The sequence below is a fragment of the Paenibacillus sp. BIC5C1 genome (genome assembly GCF_032399705.1).
GTDB lineage: Bacteria > Bacillota > Bacilli > Paenibacillales > Paenibacillaceae > Paenibacillus > Paenibacillus taichungensis_A.
The window spans coordinates 3,124,590-3,145,587 of record NZ_CP135922.1 but is presented as its reverse complement, the minus strand read 5'-3'; the positions used below and the strand labels follow the sequence as shown (position 1 = coordinate 3,145,587).

The following is a 20,998-nucleotide window of genomic DNA, read 5'->3' as shown; positions in this document are numbered from 1 at the left end:
GTGTTTTTATACTAATAGTATATTTATGACGAAAATTAAGTTCTTAACGGTTATAATACAGGATTACAGATAGGTAAGCATGAACATGTCTAAACCTAAAACGTGGACCATATGGTTTACTATGGTATGCTTGAACACTAGGCCATTCTTTGTACATCGGGGTTTCGTTCGGGAGGGATACAGTGAATTGGATACGTCCAGTGAATAGAGGAGAATCTGTCTTTAAAGTTAAAAATAATCGCATTATCTACTTTGCAAAATTATCTATTCCACTAAATGCCCTTATCGCAGTTGGAAAAATACTCTTAGGGATTTTTACGCTCTCCTTCTTTTTATGCATTAACGCCTTTTATAATATCGGCATCGCTGTTGCCAAGTATTACGCAGCAAAAGCACATGAGGACTCGAATCTTGATGATTCCAGCCCGGAGGAAATCCTAAAAAAACAATACGCTGCATACCGATTTATAGGTAATATTGTGCTCGCTTCAAGTGCGGTGTACATCATTTATTGCAGTAAATTATTATTTGTTACAGGCAGCAGAACACATTATCCTCATTATGTCGCCTTCATCATAGCTGCCGTTACTTTTACCGAAATCGCGGTTTCTTTAGGTGGTGCCATTATGGCGAGACGAAATAATGAACCGGTCATTGAAGCCATCAAACTGACGAACTTCTCTTCATCATTGATCTCACTTTCATTAACACAAACTGCGATCATGTCATTTTCATTCAAAGGGGATCCCACCTTTTACAATGGAATGTCAGGCATCATTTTTGGTGCCCTGGCAGCACTCATCGGGCTGTATATGATATTACGAACTCCGATAGGAGAGTAGCCCATTAAATTCTTGAAAAACATCTGCGTATGGTTGATTCTGACAATAGCTAGATGTTTTTTTTCTTTATATCAAATCATTGTAAGAATAAGCGCGAATTAAAGAGAACTGTTTGGCTAGAAAATGAGGTGCATAAGGCATGTCATTGCGAAGCCAGGATACAATGGTCCCAATCAGGGCTGAAGAACTGTACCAGATGGCGATCTCCTTATGGATACCTGCTTGTTCAAGTGTGCTTCCCAGCTCCAAACTTTCAATCTTGGCTGAAACGAGTTTCGTTAGCAATTTCAATAGTCTCTCCGTAAAAATGGGTGTTCGTCTGGACGCGAGAACGACGCGATAGAATTTGGAGTGATCAGCAAAGTGTTCAAGCAATTTCACTAGTACTGGCCAACCATCATCTTTGGCAGCATACTCAAATTGAGGTGCATGTTCATCCACAATCCGTTCAATGTGCTCAATCATCTCATCCGCCATTTTCTCCATCATGTCTGTGATATCCCGATAATGCAGATAGAAGGTCACGCGGTTGATCGTCGCTCGTTCTGCAATCCGATTGACGGATAGTTTCTCGATGTCCATTTCCTGTAAAAGATCTACAAAAGCATCACGAATCAACTGTCTTGTACGAAGTATACGAGGATCTGTAGCAGACTTCTTTTCGTTCTTCATGCAAATCACTCCTCAAATTTTAAAAATTACAATTTTAAATGATCAGTCGTTTATTTCCGAATTAGACGACATATTTTATTTTTTCGTAAAATAAGCAACGAAAATACCCAAAATCGTAAATTGTAATCTCCGGGAATATGTATATAATTCAATAAATACAATGTAAACTATACAACACGTTGTAAATTTAGTCACGTGTGGATTGAAAGGATGGAATGGATTGAGTCAGGCTAGATTAAAAGAAAAAGATGACGTAAAAAAGGGCCCCATACTGTTTGTTATGATTTTGGGTGCATTTCTTGCCACATTGAACCAAACCGTTATGAGCGTGGCAACTCCGGAGCTGATGGGGGATTTTAATATCTCAGCAGCAACAGCCCAATGGTTTACGACAGGCTACATGCTGGTGAATGGTGTACTCATTCCTATCACGGCCTATTTCATGCAACGCTTTTCGACACGGCAATTATTTCAAGCTTCGATGTTTATTTTCCTCATCGGTACGATTATATCTGCCCTTGCGAGTAATTTCGGTACATTGTTGACAGGACGTATGGTTCAAGCAGCTGGTGCTGGTATTATCATGCCATTGTTGATGCATGTCATTCTAACCCTGTTCTCTCCTGAGAAAAGGGGCGCCGCGATGGGCATGGTCGGTTTTGCCATCATTTTCGCTCCAGCGATTGGGCCGACACTTGCTGGATATATTCTTGAGAACTACACATGGCAAACGATGTTTTACGGGATGATCCCACTAACTGTTATTGTTATTGGTTTTGCGTTTGTATATCTCAAAAATGTATCGGAACGAATCAAACTCAAGTTCGACACACTCAGCGTGTTGCTGTCCACGATTGGATTCGGTGCATTGCTGTACGGCTTCAGTCGGGCGGGAAGTCTGGGATGGTCAAGCGCTGAAGTAATCATATGCCTTGTAGCAGGAGTAGTTGCTCTTGGACTGTTCACATGGAGACAGCTCGCGTCTACAAATCCGCTGCTCGATCTGCGTGCTTTCAAGTATAATATGTTCTCACTGACCACGGTCATTAATATCGCGATCACGATGATCATGTATGCTGATATGATGTTGCTTCCTTTATACCTCCAAAATGCACGGGGTTACACTGCATTGGAGTCCGGATTATTATTGCTTCCAGGGGCACTTGTCATGGGCTTCCTGATGCCAATAACAGGTAGATTGTTTGACCGGTTTGGTGCAAAATGGCTGGCGATTATCGGGATGGTTATCACGATCGTAACCACCATTGGTTTCATTGATCTATCGGATTCTACCAGTTATACTTACCTGGTATTAATGTCAACAGGTCGCCGAATTGGTATGGCCTTGCTCATGATGCCTATCCAAACGGCAGGTTTGAATCAACTGCCTCCAAGACTTGGGCCACACGGTACAGCGATATCCAACACCGTGAGACAAGTAGCTGGCGCTGTGGGTACTTCATTGCTCGTAAGTGTAATGACTAGTCGCACAACGGCACATGTACAGGATATGGTGGCAACGGGTGCAGCCAAAGGCTTAACCCAGCAGCAGTTGGGAATGGAATCCATGATCCAGGGAATTAATGATGCTTATGTAGTCATTATCGGTATTGCCGTTCTCGGATTGCTACTTTCCTTCTTCATCAAACGTACCAAACAAGCGACGGAGGAAGACTCCAAGCAGCCTGTAAGACAAAAAGTCTCGATGAATACAAATTAAGAACAACATTTACATGAATTACTTCATGTAGAGCCTATCGTATCTTATATAAAAGCGGCAGATTAGGACCCTAAGCTTTACGTCCAATCTGCCGCTTTTTTTGTGTATTACAAATAAACAGAAGCCTCTCCACTTCAGGGATAAACGCTGTGTTAAGGTGTGCTCTATTTCGTGCTATCCATCGGACCCTGTCTGATTTGTTCGAGATATAAGCTACAATCTTTGACAATCATACTAGCTTCGCAGTTCAGAGAAGACAATTCAAATTCCGTTTGAAACGCTTGCAGCGTTACTTCCAACATGGAAATATTGATCTCTTTCTGCTCGACTAAAGCAAGCAGCCCTTTGGTCAGTTCTTTCGCTTTCATAGACGCTTCCGAGTGGAGAATGGAATGACTGAATTTCTGAAGACTCGCAATCAGGTTGTTTTTATCCAGTGCAATTTCTTTGGAACCAGGAGCGATCACCAACAGACTTGGAAAATCAATAATATGCTCTTGTCTTTCCAGCATGGAACGAAGCAAAATTTCAATGTAAATCAGGATTTTGGGTACAAGATGCTTCCAATTCGGCTGGGCAAGTTGGAAGTTTCTCCACATATTCGAGATTTGATGTATCATGCCAAAACCAAAAATAGCCCCTTCATAAGCAAAGGGTTTCAATTCTTCACCAAATACCTGAACCAGTCGGTCAGATAACCAATTTAACTGCATACGAGTCAAGTTCTCCAGATTGCATTCTCCAGAGTAGAAGCCTGTCCAGAATAGCTCCACAACAAGCTTTTTTTCCGGCAAAATCATCGGAACCATAATTTGATCTACCAGTAAGTCAAAATCGGATGCATAGCTTCGGCTCTCCAAATCTTTGCGAATCATCATATCTTCCTCTACACGCTGCTCTAGAATGGCAAGAATACAATCATCCTTGGAACCAAAGAATTTATAAAATGTTCCTTTGGACACACCTGACTCGTCTAGGATCATTTGAATGGAGGTGTTGGTTACTCCATGTTTCTCAAAGAGCACAAGTGCTGAGTCCAATAACATTTGTTTCCGTTTATTCATAAGCTCCCCCTGGATGATTTGAGCGGTTCACTTCAAGACATCTAATAATCTACTGCAAATCCACTGCAAACATCACATGTTCTTTCCAAATCCCCTTGATTTTAATATTCTGGCGATCTGTTTCCTGGAAGCCCGCTTTACGCAACACTCGAATTGATCCGGCATTGTCGGGAAGTGCACCTGCCTCCACTCGTTTTATTCCCGCTTCATTCATGGCGAAATCCAGGGCTAGCCGAAGGGCTTCACTCATGTATCCCTTGCCATTCTGTACCTGATCCAGCACATAACCGACAATCCATTTGGCTGTGGAATCCAGTTCAAGTTCGAACAGAGAAATCTCTCCAATGAGCTCATGTGTATGGTTCAGGAAGATCCCGAAAGAGTATCGTTTCCCTTCTTCCCTGGCCTTGCTCCAACCTTCGAGAAGTGCAACTTGACCCTCCAGTGTATAGAATGTCTCCGATCGTTCACTTGCCGATATCTCTTCGAAAACAGCCCGGTTCCGGATCTGCAAATCCAGCAGTGTCGGCGCGTCCTCCACATTCAAAAATCGTAAATAGATACGTTCCTCACGATTGTCCATCTGTATGTTCATCCTTATCTCTGGTTGTAGTAGATTGCATTCATCAGAAGTACGAGAGTTGCCGTTTATACGCCATATCCCAGAACAGATATTCAAATTCAACACTTCTTCTGAATATGTCTTCTATGGCCTCCAGCTCCTGCTCGGTTTTATGTTCACATAATGCATCAAGTGTATCATAGAACCATTCGAATGAGTCGCGGAATTCATCACTTGCATAATTTTCGATCCAAGTCTGATAGAAATTGCCCTCTAATGAATCTCGATATTGTTCTTTTAATCTTGTGGCATAGTCGTAATACGTCCATGCACAAGGGAAAATGACGGCGATGATTTCGGCTACCCCACCTGTTTGTGCAACACTCATCATATTCGACGTATACGCCTTGTTGTATAGTGATGGTTTGACAGCATGATTTCCATCCAGTGTAATCCCAAATCCATTCATATAATTTCGATGCAAATCCATTTCTTCGTACAGAATAGCGTGTTGAATCACCGTAAAGTTCGTCATCAGTTTTTCATCTGTCGCCTTCACCGCACCCATGGCAAAAATCTTCGCATATTCAATCAGATATGTATAGTCCTGAAGAAGATAAAACTTAAACGCTTCCTGATCCAATGTGCCTTTTCCCATCTCGTGTAAAAAAGGATGGTTGTATCCATCTTCCCATACGGCTCTGGACTTGTCTTTTAACGTTCTCGAAAATGACATGATCATTTCTCCTTTTATTAAAATCATAATGTCCCGCTTCACATCCAGCTATCGCGTTCTGTCGTACAAAATGCAGACCAAAAAGCCCTTGACCTATTTTCGGCAAGGGCAAAATAACATGAGTACATGTCATTTGCTCCCTACGTCAGTCTTAACTAACAGGTTCAAAGGGTCAGGTTTTAACCTTCTCAACTGCGAACAGTCCCCCTGCAAATAGCTCAGGCTTATTACAACATGTGTTTTTCCAAATGTCAATCCATTCCTATTAATCTTCAAGTTCTGCTAAATCTTCTTGCAAGTTCTTAAGTCGGGTCCGGATATCCTTAATTATACTTTGTAATTTGTTTAATTCATCGACCCATTTTTGCTCATTAGAGACGTTCGTTGCTGAAGTTGAATGATGCCCGGGAGACGTCCTTAACTGATCTAAATCCGATTCGTATGTCCGCCGCTTTTCCTCAGCTTTTGCCAATTCCTCTTCTTCGATGGCAATCTGGTGCTCCAGATAGATGATGTCTGAGGAGTAGCCGTGGGTTAAGCGCTGTGAATACGTCATAGTTCACCTCATTTCTGATCATCCATTGCTTTTCCAAGGTCATATGGCTGAATATCGATATCCAAATCCATACCCAGAGCCAATTTGGCAAGTTGACTTCCAATAAAAGGCCCCATCGTTAGACCAGACGCTCCAAGCCCGTTGGCTGTGATCAAACCATTCCAACCTGGAACAGCACCCATTACTGGAAGAAAACCTGGTGTAAATGGACGAAATCCTACTCTTACTTCCTGAAACGTGCTATCAGCTAAACCGGGAGCCAGTTCCAATCCTTTATTCAAAATTTCCTGCATTCCGCCTGCGGTTACTCTTGTATCGTATCCTTCAGTATCATTTTCGTGAGTCGCTCCGATCACAATCTTCTGTTGATCAAAGGCTAACAGATATTGATCCGAAGGAGGCATGACAACAGGCCAGTTCCCAGTGTCCTCTCGATCGTGAACCTGCAAGTGCATAATTTGCGCCTTCTGATAATGAACCTTAAAATCAATGCCCAAGGGCTTCAACAGTTCATTAGCCCAAGCGCCGGCACACACAATAACCTCGTCAGCCGATATGACTTTACCTTCAACAACCACTCCAGTTACTCGGTCCGATTCATATTGAAGTGTCGCGTCCCCATTCATCAGGACCGCCCCATTTCGCTGAGCCGATCGAATTAAAGCATCACGCAGCGCGCGTCCATCGATACGCGCAGCTCCGCTGATGTAGACTGACTGAAAGTTCTCCTCCAGAAGAGGAAAACGCTCATGGGTTTCTTTTGCATCCAGACGGGTAATATCGGCAATCTCCGGCGCATTTTCTTTACGAAGTTGTGCCCGCTCCTGCATCTTGTTAATTTTCTCCACATCCGTATGGATACTAAGAGCGCCAACTTGAGCATAACCTGTTTCCGTTTCCCCTTCACTCTTGAGTTCTTCAATCAACCCGGGATAAAAACGTGCACCTGCCTTGGCAAGCTGATACCAATCCTGATTACGGCGCTGAGATAACCATGGACAAATAATCCCGGCAGCAGCATCCGTAGCCTGTCCCCGATCTTTCCGGTCTATAATAAGAACTTCCGCACCCCGTTTTGCCAATTGATACGCTGTGGAAGCCCCAAGAATTCCTGATCCTACGACGATGACTTTCTTCATGACTGCATCCCTTTCCTAAATCACTGTAACCATTATAACGCATACTGCTTCGTCTGATAATGGTACGGCATCGACATTATGATACATGTTCCTAAAAGGTTTTCGATAAAATGTTATTTATGTAATATAATTCAAATCAGGTTTCTTTTAACGCTGTATCCACGCCATTTACGCACACGACCTTTAACGAAATGAGGAATAACACAACGATGCCGAAACCTAGTATGGGGAATTCACTGGATCCCGATATGCCGCTTATGATTACAGGTCAAAACCAGCTGACCGTAGATGAATTAATGAATTGGAACGGCCATTCGCGGGATTACAGTATTGTGCAGTGTATCGGGGGAACAGGGAAAATCGCAGCCCAAAATCATGAGTTTTCAATTCGAAAAGGAACAGCTCTTATTATGTTTCCGGAGGTGACATATCGTTACGACAATCTGAGTGATTCATTGTTGTTCGATTGTCTGTCTTTTAATGGCTATTTATTGCCACGGTTTCTGCATACCTTGCAAATCGGGGAGCTGCGCGCCTTCAAGCCGGATGGAATGCTTCATATCCTGCTGCATGAAATAACGTTGGCGCTACAGTCCCGGCACAAGGATCAGATCTGGCACGTATCCGCATTGCTGTACATGCTTCTGGTCAGGTTAACGATTGATGGCGATCGTTATGGTGCTTATGAACGTTCGGATGCCCGATTAAAGCTGGGCGGACTGGTTACTTTTATCAAGCAAAATTATGATCAGGATATCTCGCTCTCCATGCTGGCTCAGCAAATGGACGTCACCGAACAGCATCTAAATCGGATATTCAAAAAGGAATTCCAAATGACTCCGCTTGATTATCTGACACGATATCGGTTATTGAAGGCCAAGGAAATGCTCGTCCATAACGCTGGAATAACGGCCCACGAGATTGCTCGGGCTGTCGGTTTCAACAGCGCCAGTTATTTTGGATCCGTTTTCAAAAAATATGAAGGGATCTCTCCTATTGAGTTACGCAAGCAATACCAGGGTTAAAGAATTTCCATCGTGATCTCTGCCAGCGAGGTTAACCGCAGATCATACTTCGAGAATTCCAGATTACGCGTTACCTCGTTAGGCACAATGACACAGCGAATCCCCGCGGCTTTGGCTGCCTTCAGTCCATTCGGTGAGTCTTCGAACACAACCGCTTCGGACGCCCCGATCCCGAGACTCTCCAGGGCAAGCAGATACAATTCCGGGTCCGGTTTGACCCGCTTGACGTCCTCTGCTGTATGAATGACATCAAATAGTTCGAAAATGCCGAGTGTCCGCAAATAACCATGAACCCAATCCCGGGTAGAACTGGAAGCAACGGCAAGCCCAATCCCTTTTTTACGGGCAGACTGGAGCAGCTCATGCACGCCTGGAAGAATGGCTGCCTGCCCCAGATATGCTTCATATTTCTGTTCAGAGAGCAACTTGATATGATCATGATCGATCGGTTTTTGCAACGCTTGCTCCAGATATAGAAAAGGATGAAATTCTTCAAACGATGTCCCTACATTTTTCGACCAAAGCTCCAGGCCAAGTTCAAGTCCATGCTCTTTATAAATATCGCGAAAAGCATAGAACCAAGGTGTCTCCGTGTCCACAATAAGTCCATCAAAATCCAAAATAAAAGCTTTTACCATTCCGCTTTTCTCCCTCCAATGATCAGCCGATTGGCAGGGAGATGGGCTTAGAAGCGTGCAGTCACGTCCGGACGGGTAACATTCATCGACAAAAAGTGACAGGTGCATCCCGTTCCGGCTGGTGACTGTCCAACAACTCCAGCCCGGATCTCCCCCTCTATCGGCATGCCGAAATATCTAATTAATTTCCATTCCACCCCATCGGGTGAATAAAAGAATGAAATGCAGTCCTCCACTTTGCGTATGCGCAGATAAGGATTGGTTACGGGAACTTCAACCGAATTACAATCGTCGGATGAACCTTCCTTTGTTACTACCGACACAATGGTCGCCGCTTTTCCATCATACTCAAAACAAAGTTTGCACCAGTTTCGCTCATCCGCCATCACCATCAAACATCCGGAATCATACTGATGTTGCATGTCCACGGTTAGCTGGGTCGTCATTTCAAAATCGTTAGGCACCGGCATCGACAGAAATGGCGCGGTTGCACGGATATGCTTACCCGCTGGATCTTGAAAAAAGTCCGTATCAGCCTGAGCTTCTACAATTAGAACTCCTTGATCGGTATAAGACCAGCTCTTCGGCTCATTAATCCAGTTCATTTGGTTTCTTGTTTCTGTTGCAAATACGTTTGTCATTGCTATGCCTCCCAGGTTCATTTTCTGTATTATATATTCGTTTCATATACAGAAAACCCCTTCTCCTACATATTTTTGTAAGTACTGATTGCCTGGGAGTGTTTCCGGGGATCAGGGAGGAATAACATGATGACCATGAGTACGATATAAAGTACAAGAATGACACTGAATAACAGCACGGGGTTATAGTGATACAGCAGCCCTGTCAGGTAACCTGATGGAATCGCTGTTAACGTCATAACGGTCTGCACAGCCGAGAACATATCTGCTTTTTCATGTGTACCCAATCGGTTCATAAGCAGTGAATCCCGATACGTTTGCAAGATGAAATTGCCTGCCGCAAGTATAATTAGAGTCAGAAATAACATGGCCATATTCCCCGCAGGTATCAACAGAAAAAGTATTGCACCCACTGTACTCAGAATGATCGAGAAACTGACATACGTTTCTTCTGAACGCCGTTTCAGACGCGGGATAATGACTAAATACAAGAGCATGACGGTTACTGCGGTGACGACCGGGATAAATGAAATAATCTGATCATTGAATTTTAACTGTTCCTTGAAAAAAATCACCTGAAAAAAGTTCAGCTGCAGGATCAGATTGGAAAGCACCGTGATGAGAATAATCGGTAAAAGCCTCCGTTTGTAGAACGATTTGCCGAAAAGTCGCAGACTGGAAGCCAGACTCTGAATCACCCGGGTCTGGCTATGCATTCCCATAAGTTCCTTCCCTACTGCGGTCTCATCCGTATATCGGTTGCGAATGAAGAACATGACGGTCATGAGGATGCCACCGACAAAATAAATACTGGCTAGTGTTGGCACAATGCCAAAATCGGCAATCACTACCCCGGCGATCGGTGTAAGTACTCCAGCACCAGTAATGATCATGTTAAGAATGGCGAATACCTTGGAGCGCTTGTGTTCCTCAACATCCTCGATAATGAGACAGTTGAAGGAAACTGTCACAAATTTGGAGGTTGCATTCAACAGGTAAGCGATCAAAAACAACCAAAAATTCTGGGAAAACGCCCAGATGAACATGGGAACACTCCAGGCTATCAGATCAAAAATCAGTGTTGTTCGCTTGCGACCAAGCTTATTCGTGATTGAACCCGCAAATAACTGAAATATAAAGGCAAAGTAAAGATTCACCGAATTGATCAAACCAATTTCAATATCCGAAAGTCCGGCTTCCTTCATATATAAGGGAGCATAAAAAAGAACAATCGTGCCCGGAATGGCCCATACCGGTTCAAGTAAGATGGAGTACCGCGGATTTCTCGGCAAATCCTGTAGCAGCTTCAATCGATATCTCCCCTTTTCTGCGGTGTTTCACCGCTGCGTATTCCTGCTTTTCGCAGCGGTAAAACCGCTAATGTCTACATGCTTACAAGATCAGAGCTGTTTTAACCGAATTCATGGGCAATTTCTCTCCGGTACGCAGATGATAACCGATTGTCCCATTGAATGCCTGTTCATAATCACTCAGCAGTTCCGTAGAGGTAACCATTTGCTCCAGTTCCGGAATACTTTGTGCAAATTTCAATGCTGTACTGATCATCGAGTGATTAGCTACCGCACCAATGATACTAATGCCATCATTAATCACGGCAGTTGATTTGAACGTGACCTCATAGCTGTCGTCATAACCCATGGGAATGATCTTGCCGCCTTTGGCAATCATCTCAAAGCCTACATGAAGCTGGTTACCAACCGCGTCCACTACAATATCAAACTTCTTGTTATTATTGATCGCGTATACTTTATCCAGTGTCAGATCCTGAGGATAGAACACATGATCCGCGATCTCTGAAGCGAACTCTTTGCGGAATGGATCAACTTCCGTGCCTACAGTAAGCCTTGCCAATCGTTTGCTCACAAGCTGACACAGGGAACCGATTGCACCAGAACCGAGGACCAGTACAGAGTCACTAGGCTTAGTCCCTGCTTTCATGAACGTCTGAAGTACACATCCCAGTGGTTCGATCATCATGGCCGTTTCCCAGCTCATGGAATCCGGGATGGCATAGATATACTTTTCGTCCCCAACAAAATATTCAGCAAAGGTTCCGTGTGTCGTCATGCCTACTTGATAGTCATCAAAATTCTCGCAATAGATGAACAGACCTTCGCGGCAATAGGAGCAGGTACCGCAAGATTGCGTGGGATCAACCAATACCCGATCACCGATCTTGAAACCACGAACTTCATCGCCCACCTCAACTACTGTGCCGACACCTTCATGACCAATAATCGTCCCTTTATTCGCAGGCACTTTGCCTTTGACAATATTCAGGTCTGTACCGCAAATACCTGAACCATAGATTTTAATTTTTACCTGGTTTGGCTTTTGAATGGTTGGCTCCTCAATATCCTGGTAAGTCACCTGTTTAAGATCCTGATATACGAGTGCTTTCATTGAATATTCCTCCTAGTCGATGTTTTATATAAGTTGAAATAAAGATTTTACACAATCCACTCCGATGACAGAACAACCTTCCAATCGCTGTTATCCCCAGATTTTTTAATTCTTTTTAAAAGGGGAAAATCCGGGGATAAAGGCGACCGCTCCGCTTTTTCAGGTTTATTCTGTCCTCTCCGTTCACGTGTAAATGAATAGTTCAACGAATATAATTTGAATATAATTTTAAACGTTTTCGTAAATCTCAATTCGAAAAGTGTTCCTGTTTCAGAACTTCTTTCCAGTCGGATAGTGTCTGCAAGAGAGCTTCTTCCACCCACAATAATTCTTCCCGGGTATGAGCATCAGAGAAAATAAAGTACCCTTTGGTGAATATTCCGAAGTGGGCCATTCGTTTGACCATAAACTCTCGAAAAGGATCAGTATGAAAGTTTTCCTCCGAAATAGAGCTAATGGAGAAACTCGCATAAGTACCCTTCAGCACCAATTGATCGGTTAATCCAAGAAGTACGAGTTCAGCTTCAATCAGATCCATAATCCGGATAGTAGCCTCGCGCCAGCTCGGCCATACTTTAGCGCTTTTCATCAATCTCTCACATGCAATCGCTGCCGCTAGTGCAGTGGTCTCGCTGGAATGGGCATTGCTGAATCTGACCTGTCCTGATAATGACATCAGATGTTCTGGCCCCATTACGGCTGCGAGTGGCAGTCCATTCGCCATGCCTTTGGAAATACAGAGCAGATCCGGCCAGATATCATATTCCCCAGCTGTAGCTTGCTTGCCCATTCGTATGCCTGAGGTGACTTCATCAAATATGACAATGATATCCAATGACCGACATAGGGAAACAACTTGTGCCAACGGCTCACGTTTCCATTCATTTGGACAAAGGACAATGCAGGCGATATCCTCGGGAGAGGATTGGATTTGGGCCTCGATACGCTCTGGTGAGGGCTTTTCTATCCAGATTGTTGTGCGTTCGATATCCACGGGGATGCCTCGTTCTTTCGTTTCGCGGCCATAGTACCCATAGGCAGACCAGTCATGCCACCCATGATAGGCCGTCGCGATGACCCTGCTTTTGCCACTTCCCGCACGAGCCAGACGTACGGCTCCACTGACTGCATCGGCGCCACTTTTGGTGAACCGCAATGAGGGGTAGCGGCCTTCAAACCGTTCCAAAATCAATTCAGCGCATTCAAGTTCAATGTCAGCAGGAATAGAATAACTTGTCCCTTTTTTCAGCTGATGGATGACGGTCAGTTGAACTTCATGTCGTGCATGTCCCCATGGAGCCGTACCCATGGCCATCTCACAATCCAACCATTCATTTCCATCGATATCGATAAAACGGGAATTGCGTGCCTCTGCGCAGCATACGGGTGTATATCCCGGAAATAAGCGTTCTGGTGCTTTGGCTAACGTACTGCATCCGCTCGGAATAACCTTTTCGACATGTTCCAACCACTCCAGATTCCGTGTAAACCTTACGGCACGATCCAGCGTGCTCTCTTTTGATTTCACCTTTGGTTCCTCCCTGTTTACTTGGTTTGTGCGTTAGCGAACTTTGGAGCCTGGCCAGCAGCCATCATATATACGATCCATGGTGATGACATTGCCATACAGATCAATAATCAGATCTTTAGCCCGATGAGCATGTCTCATCTCTATCCAGTAACGGTTTTCCAACAACCGGGCGAAATTGTCCACCAGAAACAATAATCGGTTCTCGCTATGAATCAGCTCCTTGCCCAGAACCTGCGGTAGCCAAATGGCTCCATTCGAGTTAAAACGGTTGGAATAGTCACGTACCTCAGCAACAGGTGCAATATCAGCTTCCTCCAGCTTGGTCCAGAACGTATCCGCGTCACTGCGAACCTCTGCAAGATCAATGCCAACGATCGGCAGATGCTGATATTCACTCTGACTATCCAGCTGTTCTTTCAGATGACCGAATACAAATGGCCAAACATCGGCTTCAATTTCCCCACCCCACTTTTTCCAGAAACGTGCCAGATTGTTTTTCCGGTTGAAGTTGCGATGAATGCCACTGCTCCGTTCCCAGTGATAGGCGAGAATATTCGGATTAATGACCGTATCATATCCGGCTGCCCGTGCTCGCATCTGATAATCAAAATCCTCATATCCGTTAAAGAACTTTTCATCCAGCTCGCCTACCGTTTCATACACTTCCCTCTTCATGCCAAACATGGCGAATACGACAAGCTGAACTGAAAATGTTTCCTTCGGAATATCTTCAGGCGAAGCGTTCAGAAATAAGTGGCGACCAATTGTATCGGCAAATGCAATTCCACAATGCTGCACGCCTCCCGTTTGCGGATAGAGCAGAACACCGCCAATCATACCGATTGTGATGTCGCTGTCCATCGTCTCTTTCATCATTAATTGCCAGTTCGGTTGAAGAATCGTATCGGAATCCAGGAAGAAAATATAATCTCCCTCTGCTCGCCGAAGCGCGCTATTGATTGATACGGCACAGCCAAGTGGAAAATCATGCTGAAGAATTTCAATCGTTACACCTTCTCTAACCTCTTGTTTCAGTTTCTCCAAATGCTGTGAGACAGCAGAACCGGAACCATCGTTGATAAAAATGATTTGAGTGGACGGGCTTACAGTCCGTAGCAATGAGTCCGTGAACAGGTTCAAAATGTTATAGTCCTGGTTAACTGGCACAATAATGGTGTAAAGCATGGAATCCCTCCTGTTGGATATGATGGAATGAGTGTAAAAGCGAGTTGAAACGGTACCGTGTTCAGTGCAGATTATCGACCTCCTTGTCGCAGATCCACTGTATTATTTTGGTAATGATTTGAATCTACTAGAAATTTATATCATTTTTTGTAAGTTTTAAATCTTAAATTCTGAACTCTGTTAAAATATGAATATGTACCGAAAACAAAATATGCGCCTTTCAAGTAGCGCCGATAGCTCTCCACGCAAAAAAAACACCTCCAAAGTGAGTCCGTATCCAATGACACGACCGACTCCACAATGGGGTGTTATTTTGCATTAATGTACGTTGCTATAAGGTAGCGGCTACTTATCTGGCCCTAAAACCATGATAGAACGTATCCACAACTAGCGAAGCTGCTGATTTACGAGCAATGTCACCACTTACAACCTGCTGCCACGTCAGAAACAGGATAGAATACAACACATCTACAATCCAGTTTTTATTGACATCCTGGCGAAAATAATTCTTTTGCTGCAACAAGCTGACCGCATGCAGTATAGGTTCTCTCAGCTTCAAATCTGCTCCTTCAATCTCAGGGTTATAGTGTATAGCTGCGTCATGGGTAAGGAAAAATATTTTATCCCCTAACGGAATGAGCACTTCGATCAGTTCCGGAATATACGTTTCACAGTTTTCCTCATCCAGATGAACGTTTTGCATGGCCTCACTGACCACCTCGATCGCACGCAAGCCCAGAAAAACCATTAATTGTTCACGACTCTCCACGTAACGATGAAGAGTCGCAATGCCGATTTTTGCAGAGTCTGCGATATCATTCATGGATGCATTGGGCTTTTCAATCAGCAGTTTGGTCGCTTCGTCCAGGATGGAATTAAGTCTCGTTTGCTTCATCGATGTCATTTCTTTTTTCAACGGGTTTACACCTCTTGGAGAATATATTCAATAAATTGATTCAATGAACCCTCATTTGATTGGCTGTGACTATAAAATTATAGCATAGTTGCTCACAATTCCGATGTCTGAACACGTAACAAGCATCACCTATGATTGGTTATGTATTGCAAAGATAGATGTAATGATTAAGAGCCGCCAAGCGGCGACTCTTAGAATATACCTTTTATCTTTCCCTTTTGCTCATAACTCGATAATTCTGGTTGCAATATTTGCGCAAAATTCACTGTCATGCTCTACAAACAGAAGGGTTGGGGAGTACTCCAGCAGCAAGTCTTCAATTTGCATACGAGAGATGACATCAACAAAGTTGAGAGGTTCATCCCAAATGTGCAAATGAGCTCGCTCACTGAGACTTTTGGCAATCAGCACCTTCTTTTTTTGGCCTGCGCTATACGTTGAGATATCCTTCTCCAATTGCAGCCTGGAAAAATCAAGCTTTCTTAGTATCGATTTAAACAGGCTTTCATCGATTCCCTGCGTGACAGCATAATCCGATAATTGGCCGCCGAGATCAGACGTGTCCTGCGACACATAGGAGATCTTAAGCTGATGATCCTTTCGAAAATGACCTGTATAAGGGATATCCTCATCACAGATCAGTTTAAGGATGCTTGATTTCCCCGATCCGTTTTTACCATAAAGTGCAATACGATCCCCTTTCTCAACTGTGAAACACACGTCCTTACATACCGTATTGGAGCCGTATGCAATCGACACATGTTCCAATTCGACAAGTTCTTTTTTGTGAAAATCCAGTTGATGAATCTGGAGGCGTTCTGCATTTTCGATATTTTTGAGCAGTTTGGACTTTTCTTGGATGGCAGATTGCTGTCTCTGCTCAATATTTTTGGAACGTTTCATCATTTTGGCAGCCTTGTGTCCAATATAGCCTTTATCCACCTTTGAACCGGAATTTCTCGTACCATTTTTGGTTCTTTCCACTTCATGCGACCATCCACCCGTCCGTTTGGCAGAATCGGATAAACGCTTGATGTCCTTTATTAATTTCTCATTACTTGCAAGTTCAAACTGATCTTGCCTTTGTTTATTTTCCCACCAAGCGGAGAAGTTCCCTCTCTGAATCTCAATGTTATTTTTATTAATGGACAGGATGTGGTCTACGCTGTTATCCAGAAAGGATCGATCATGCGACACCAGAATAAATCCACTTTTGCTACGAAGATAATTACTGACGAGTTTTCTCGCATGAATGTCGAGATGATTGGTAGGTTCATCAATGAGCAAAAATCGATTATCCTTCAAGAACAAGGCAGCCAGCATCACCTTCGTTTGTTCTCCATTTGACAAGGAATCGAAAGGCCGATACAGGATATCTTCGGAAACTTTTAACAAGTTAAGCTCTCGCACCAACTGCCAGTGTAAATATTCAGGATAGACCTCCTCAATGACATCTAGAGTCATAGCTTCTTTATTCTCAACCTGAAAAGGAAAGTACTCAAAGCTAACATTCGCAGAAATAGTTCCGCTGTATTCATATTTACCAAGCAGCAGATTTAGGAACGTCGTTTTGCCTCTGCCGTTCCTTCCGGTAAAGCCCAATTTCCAATCGGAGTCCAGCTGAAAACTCACATTTTCAAATATATTATCGTAACTGCCATCATAGGCAAAAGTTAGGTTCGTAACGTTAATTAAAGACATAAAGATCATCCTTTTTATGTGAAATATAAAAGTAAACCGACGGGATATTTATTACGACATGGTCCCTCACTTTATATTTGAACATAATTCAGAATTTCAATCCGCTCTTGCATGAATGACATATTTGTCGTGTCAGAGTGATTAGAATATCCTCAAATGAAAAAACGCAAAAAAGCCCCCATTCACCGGTGCTTTTTTGCGTTACATCAACCTGACTATACGATAAAGAAACCTGGCGTCTAAGAACTTAACGCCAAGATGATCTATGCATAGGAGGATAAAGTACCGGATTCTGATTAGTTATGTTGTGAACCATGTCAGTGTTCATGTTCGTTGACAGGTCCACATAAACATCTACAACCTCTAATTCAGTCATTGCTCTATCCCCCTTTTAAAAGCTCAACAATTTAATATCAGAAACTTAACATGGAATACAGCCATGGGTCAAGGCGAGAAATCAATTTGAGCCCCTATTAGAATCTAAATTCACCTTAGTAGACCCATAAGGATTTATAGTCACTACGCGCTGTATTCAATTATTAAACAGCCGCATACAGCGGTTTGTACACCGGATGCCACATGGCAGCTTTTACAGCCTCTTCAACGTCTTTCAGCTCTACACGCGCAACGCCATCTTCCACTGCCGCCTTGGCGACCGCCACTGCAACTTTGTACGAAACAGCATGCAGTTCTTTCACTCTGGGCAGAAGTGGAGCACCTGGGGCAGAGGAGTCTACTGAATTAGCTACGGCCACTGCAGCTGCGGTGAACATGTTTTTGGTGAATTTAGATGCTTTCGCTACAATCGCTCCCAGACCCAAACCAGGGAACACAAAAGCATTATTGGATTGACCAATTTCATACAACGTGTCATTAAACATGACCGGTTCAAATGGACTGCCTGTTGCAATGAGTGCTTTGCCATCCGTCCATTCAATTAAGCTTCTTGGTGCTGCCTCGGCAAGCGAGGTTGGGTTGGACATGGGCATAATGATTGGACGTTCCACATGCTTCACCATTTCTTTGATAACTTGTTCATTAAAGGCACCTGGCACACCGGACGTCCCGATCAGAATCGTTGGTTTAATCTGTTTCACAGCTTCCAGCAAACTGACCTGCCCCTGCTCATTCAATACCCAATCTTTCACTTCGGCAGCTTTACGTACATATGGTTTCTGGAATTCAAATAGACCTTCCGTCTCATCGGTAAGGATTCCGCGGTAATCGAATGCCCAGAAGCGGCTCTCCGCTTCCTCCTGCTCAAGCCCTTCTTCCATCATGGCGTCACGAATCTGATCCGCGTTGCCAATACCAGCGGCCCCTGGACCAAATACAAGAACACGATGCTCACGAAGAGGTACACCCGTCACTTGAACCCCGGACATAATCGCCGCAAGTGTTACCGCACCCGTCCCCTGTATATCATCATTAAACGTAAGCAGTTCTTCCCCATATTTCTGAATAATATTTCTGGCATTCACGCTGCCCAGGTCTTCCCAGTGCAGAAGCACATCCGGGAACCACTTTGTTGTTTCTTTCACAAAGGCTTCGATAAATTGCTCATATTTTTCCCCGCGAATACGTTCATGGCGATTACCTACATACAATGGATCATTAAGCAGTTTGGGATTATTGGTTCCCACGTCCAGCACAACAGGCAATACACGGCTTGGATCAACGCCTACGGCTGCTGTATAAACCGCGAGTTTACCAATTGCAATTTTAATGCCGCCAACGCCCCAGTCTCCGATACCCAGAATACTTTCCGAGTCGGTCACCACAATCAAATCCACATCTCCAGCATGTAATCCACTGTTGCGGAAAGCTTCCTCCAGCCCATCCATATCATCAATGGATAAATATAGACCACCTGGTCTGTGGTACTGATGGCTATATTCCTGGATAGCTTGTCCGACCGTAGGTGTATACACAATCGGCAGCATTTCACTAAGATGATCCTTCATTAGTCGGTAAAATAGTACAATATTTCGGTTGAACAAATCACTAAGCATGATGCTTTTCCGCAAATTATCCGATTCATTTTGCAATTGCTGATATACCCGACTCACTTGTTCTTCAATATTTAAAACCATCGGTGGCAGGATGCCATTCAGGTTAAGCTCTCTTCTTTCTTCTTCGTTAAAGGCAGTACCCTTGTTCAACATAGGATTGGACAGAACATCCTTACCTTTCAAAGAGGTTTTCAAGTTTCCATCAGAATCTACAAAAAATGAGTTCATTTACTGATTGCCTTCTTTCATGATGTCTCTTGACGTTTTAACGTCTTTTTAATTTACTTTTAACACCAAGTAACTTTTAGTTAGTTACAGTTCTTCCGATGACAATTATAAAATATTTTCTATGGCATGTAAACGAACCCATGAAACTTTCATGAATGAAATTCAATTTCACTTCGATAAATAAAATTTATCAATTTGAGATTTATCAACAAATTAATTTTATGAACAAATCCTCCTAAAACACAAAAAAACCACGAAATTTCGTGGCTCGATCACCTTTTTTATGGGCTCAAGTATTTCTCATTCTTTTTGGGTGAATGCTCTTTGTACTCAGTACAGATAACCTAAAAAATCGAGTTCTCCTTCACTCCATGGCATGGCTCCGACTTCTCTAACCATTAACCCCTCAACCTTCTGAATTCCAACTCCAATTGTTGTTAAGGTTTCATGCTCAATTTTCAACCACTTACAAGTGTTGTTAACCGTTTTGTATCCATTTTTACTATATAAGCCTTCATGATCAGCAAATAATAGCACAAAATCAATATGCCCTTTGGACAGCTTCTCCACTTCCGCTAGCAGCAAGGAACCGATCCCTTGAGAGCGATGTGCAGTGGAAACACACAGATCAATGATACCCAGGACTCTTATTGCTTTTCCATTCAAATTCATCATTCTGTAATCTAATCCTACATGCCCAATCAGTTGATTATCCGAAGTGAATGCTAATATTCTGCAATGTGGAATTTGCTGGAAAAACAATCGGTCTTTCGGATAAACCTCTGGGAAACTGGCAATAAGCAATTCCTGAAGATTCGTTGACCATTCTTCGTTCAAATCCATATCATAGGTTTTAATGAATTCCAAAAAATACCCCCCCTGGATTAAATCGATTTCTGTTTTATTTGTCTCAGCTAAGTTTTTCAAATTCAAGTTCAATTACGGGATGTAAGCATCCTCCACTTCAACCTTTCGTTCATTTCCGTTTGCTATGTATCTTACGTGAATGACACTTCCTTTCTGGAATTGGGGAATATGTGTAACCGGGATATATGTTTCTACAATCGTGGGAAAGGTACGGCCGTCAACTTGAGTTACGGTCAAATCCAATCGAACTCCCGGCCTTCCATCCATACTGGATGAAGTTTGTGTAATGTCATGAATTATCGCCTCTGCGGGAATTCCATCCCTTAAAACACTCTTTCGAAGGTGATGTCTCTGTTTATTGTTACGGAGCAGTTTAAATACCATAATCATAGTGATTGTGCCTGTTATAAGCCCAAAGCCAATAACAGCAACAATAGTAATTAATGTAGGCGACATAAACGGCCTCCTTTTATTTGAAACTTATTTATAATTTCTAGTTTATATCTCTTATTCCTGCAAATTGCTTGATATGGAATAGG

20 protein-coding genes and 1 riboswitch are annotated in these 20,998 nt (G+C 43.3%); of the genes, 3 read left to right on the top strand and 17 right to left on the bottom strand.

What is annotated here, in order from left to right:
• Positions 1-182: 182 nt before the first annotated feature.
• Entirely contained in the window at positions 183-842 is a 660-nt protein-coding gene (locus tag RS891_RS14270; RefSeq protein ID WP_315795679.1) for a hypothetical protein, read from the top strand.
• Between the two features lie 66 nt (positions 843-908).
• On the opposite strand, the gene RS891_RS14265 is transcribed toward RS891_RS14270, so the two are convergent.
• Complete coding sequence (locus tag RS891_RS14265) at positions 909-1,514, bottom strand: TetR/AcrR family transcriptional regulator (RefSeq protein ID WP_113054943.1); 606 nt, start codon at positions 1,512-1,514, stop codon at positions 909-911.
• Positions 1,515-1,794: 280 nt separating this feature from the next.
• Between RS891_RS14265 and RS891_RS14260 the strand changes: the two genes are divergently transcribed.
• Positions 1,795-3,234, top strand: coding sequence for a DHA2 family efflux MFS transporter permease subunit (locus tag RS891_RS14260; protein ID WP_315796319.1), 1,440 nt, complete (start codon positions 1,795-1,797; stop codon positions 3,232-3,234).
• A 164-nt stretch (positions 3,235-3,398) separates the two neighbouring features.
• Here RS891_RS14260 and RS891_RS14255 read toward each other — a convergent pair whose 3' ends face one another.
• The 5 genes from RS891_RS14255 to RS891_RS14235 form a co-directional block, all read right to left on the bottom strand.
• Positions 3,399-4,298 (bottom strand): TetR/AcrR family transcriptional regulator, encoded by a 900-nt coding sequence (locus RS891_RS14255; protein ID WP_113054944.1) that lies wholly within the window; start codon positions 4,296-4,298, stop codon positions 3,399-3,401.
• Between the two features lie 49 nt (positions 4,299-4,347).
• A complete protein-coding gene (locus RS891_RS14250) occupies positions 4,348-4,881 on the bottom strand; it encodes a GNAT family N-acetyltransferase (protein WP_113054945.1) in 534 nt (177 codons plus the stop codon).
• A gap of 43 nt (positions 4,882-4,924) precedes the next feature.
• Positions 4,925-5,596 (bottom strand): thiaminase II, encoded by a 672-nt coding sequence (tenA, locus tag RS891_RS14245; RefSeq protein WP_315795676.1) that lies wholly within the window; start codon positions 5,594-5,596, stop codon positions 4,925-4,927.
• Positions 5,597-5,716: 120 nt separating this feature from the next.
• Positions 5,717-5,815, bottom strand: a riboswitch (TPP riboswitch).
• A gap of 46 nt (positions 5,816-5,861) precedes the next feature.
• Positions 5,862-6,152 (bottom strand): hypothetical protein, encoded by a 291-nt coding sequence (locus tag RS891_RS14240; RefSeq protein ID WP_315795674.1) that lies wholly within the window; start codon positions 6,150-6,152, stop codon positions 5,862-5,864.
• Positions 6,153-6,160: 8 nt separating this feature from the next.
• Positions 6,161-7,291, bottom strand: a complete 1,131-nt coding sequence (locus RS891_RS14235; RefSeq protein ID WP_315795673.1) for an NAD(P)/FAD-dependent oxidoreductase — start codon at positions 7,289-7,291, stop codon at positions 6,161-6,163.
• A gap of 209 nt (positions 7,292-7,500) precedes the next feature.
• Between RS891_RS14235 and RS891_RS14230 the strand changes: the two genes are divergently transcribed.
• Entirely contained in the window at positions 7,501-8,316 is an 816-nt protein-coding gene (locus RS891_RS14230) for an AraC family transcriptional regulator (protein ID WP_181586688.1), read from the top strand.
• Here the strand turns inward: RS891_RS14230 and RS891_RS14225 are convergent.
• The 11 genes from RS891_RS14225 to RS891_RS14175 all read right to left on the bottom strand — a co-directional run bounded on the left by RS891_RS14225 (position 8,313) and on the right by RS891_RS14175 (position 20,915).
• Positions 8,313-8,954, bottom strand: a complete 642-nt coding sequence (locus RS891_RS14225; protein WP_167434879.1) for an HAD family hydrolase — start codon at positions 8,952-8,954, stop codon at positions 8,313-8,315. The genes RS891_RS14230 and RS891_RS14225 overlap by 4 nt on opposite strands.
• A gap of 47 nt (positions 8,955-9,001) precedes the next feature.
• Entirely contained in the window at positions 9,002-9,595 is a 594-nt protein-coding gene (locus RS891_RS14220) for a DUF1349 domain-containing protein (RefSeq protein WP_113054951.1), read from the bottom strand.
• 65 nt (positions 9,596-9,660) lie between these two features.
• Positions 9,661-10,905, bottom strand: coding sequence for an MFS transporter (locus RS891_RS14215; RefSeq protein WP_113054952.1), 1,245 nt, complete (start codon positions 10,903-10,905; stop codon positions 9,661-9,663).
• Between the two features lie 82 nt (positions 10,906-10,987).
• Positions 10,988-12,019, bottom strand: coding sequence for a zinc-dependent alcohol dehydrogenase (locus tag RS891_RS14210; protein ID WP_315795669.1), 1,032 nt, complete (start codon positions 12,017-12,019; stop codon positions 10,988-10,990).
• A gap of 247 nt (positions 12,020-12,266) precedes the next feature.
• The gene (locus tag RS891_RS14205; RefSeq protein ID WP_113054954.1) at positions 12,267-13,547 is read right to left on the bottom strand and encodes an aminotransferase class III-fold pyridoxal phosphate-dependent enzyme; all 1,281 of its coding nucleotides are present in this window, start codon (positions 13,545-13,547) and stop codon (positions 12,267-12,269) included.
• A 33-nt stretch (positions 13,548-13,580) separates the two neighbouring features.
• The gene (locus RS891_RS14200) at positions 13,581-14,735 is read right to left on the bottom strand and encodes a glycosyltransferase family 2 protein (protein WP_113054955.1); all 1,155 of its coding nucleotides are present in this window, start codon (positions 14,733-14,735) and stop codon (positions 13,581-13,583) included.
• 349 nt (positions 14,736-15,084) lie between these two features.
• A complete protein-coding gene (locus RS891_RS14195) occupies positions 15,085-15,651 on the bottom strand; it encodes a TetR/AcrR family transcriptional regulator (RefSeq protein ID WP_113054956.1) in 567 nt (188 codons plus the stop codon).
• A gap of 222 nt (positions 15,652-15,873) precedes the next feature.
• The gene (locus RS891_RS14190) at positions 15,874-17,352 is read right to left on the bottom strand and encodes an Lsa family ABC-F type ribosomal protection protein (protein ID WP_315795666.1); all 1,479 of its coding nucleotides are present in this window, start codon (positions 17,350-17,352) and stop codon (positions 15,874-15,876) included.
• A gap of 539 nt (positions 17,353-17,891) precedes the next feature.
• Entirely contained in the window at positions 17,892-19,592 is a 1,701-nt protein-coding gene (locus RS891_RS14185; RefSeq protein ID WP_315795664.1) for an NAD-dependent malic enzyme, read from the bottom strand.
• 330 nt (positions 19,593-19,922) lie between these two features.
• On the bottom strand, positions 19,923-20,531 hold the full coding sequence (locus tag RS891_RS14180) for a GNAT family N-acetyltransferase (protein ID WP_315795663.1): 609 nt from the start codon (positions 20,529-20,531) through the stop codon (positions 19,923-19,925).
• Complete coding sequence (locus RS891_RS14175) at positions 20,532-20,915, bottom strand: hypothetical protein (RefSeq protein ID WP_113054960.1); 384 nt, start codon at positions 20,913-20,915, stop codon at positions 20,532-20,534.
• Between the last annotated feature and the right edge of the window lie 83 nt (positions 20,916-20,998).

Bases quoted from the DNA above. Each gene is read 5' to 3' on its own strand.
- RS891_RS14265 (WP_113054943.1), bottom strand. From the start codon at position 1,514: ATGAAGAACGAAAAGAAGTCTGCTACAGATCCTCGTATACTTCGTACA.
- RS891_RS14260 (WP_315796319.1), top strand. From the start codon at position 1,795: ATGATTTTGGGTGCATTTCTTGCCACATTGAACCAAACCGTTATGAGC.
- RS891_RS14255 (WP_113054944.1), bottom strand. From the start codon at position 4,298: ATGAATAAACGGAAACAAATGTTATTGGACTCAGCACTTGTGCTCTTT.
- RS891_RS14250 (WP_113054945.1), bottom strand. From the start codon at position 4,881: ATGGACAATCGTGAGGAACGTATCTATTTACGATTTTTGAATGTGGAG.
- tenA (WP_315795676.1), bottom strand. From the start codon at position 5,596: ATGTCATTTTCGAGAACGTTAAAAGACAAGTCCAGAGCCGTATGGGAA.
- RS891_RS14240 (WP_315795674.1), bottom strand. From the start codon at position 6,152: ATGACGTATTCACAGCGCTTAACCCACGGCTACTCCTCAGACATCATC.
- RS891_RS14235 (WP_315795673.1), bottom strand. From the start codon at position 7,291: ATGAAGAAAGTCATCGTCGTAGGATCAGGAATTCTTGGGGCTTCCACA.
- RS891_RS14230 (WP_181586688.1), top strand. From the start codon at position 7,501: ATGCCGAAACCTAGTATGGGGAATTCACTGGATCCCGATATGCCGCTT.
- RS891_RS14225 (WP_167434879.1), bottom strand. From the start codon at position 8,954: ATGGTAAAAGCTTTTATTTTGGATTTTGATGGACTTATTGTGGACACG.
- RS891_RS14220 (WP_113054951.1), bottom strand. From the start codon at position 9,595: ATGACAAACGTATTTGCAACAGAAACAAGAAACCAAATGAACTGGATT.
- RS891_RS14210 (WP_315795669.1), bottom strand. From the start codon at position 12,019: ATGAAAGCACTCGTATATCAGGATCTTAAACAGGTGACTTACCAGGAT.
- RS891_RS14200 (WP_113054955.1), bottom strand. From the start codon at position 14,735: ATGCTTTACACCATTATTGTGCCAGTTAACCAGGACTATAACATTTTG.
- RS891_RS14190 (WP_315795666.1), bottom strand. From the start codon at position 17,352: ATGTCTTTAATTAACGTTACGAACCTAACTTTTGCCTATGATGGCAGT.
- RS891_RS14185 (WP_315795664.1), bottom strand. From the start codon at position 19,592: ATGAACTCATTTTTTGTAGATTCTGATGGAAACTTGAAAACCTCTTTG.
- RS891_RS14175 (WP_113054960.1), bottom strand. From the start codon at position 20,915: ATGTCGCCTACATTAATTACTATTGTTGCTGTTATTGGCTTTGGGCTT.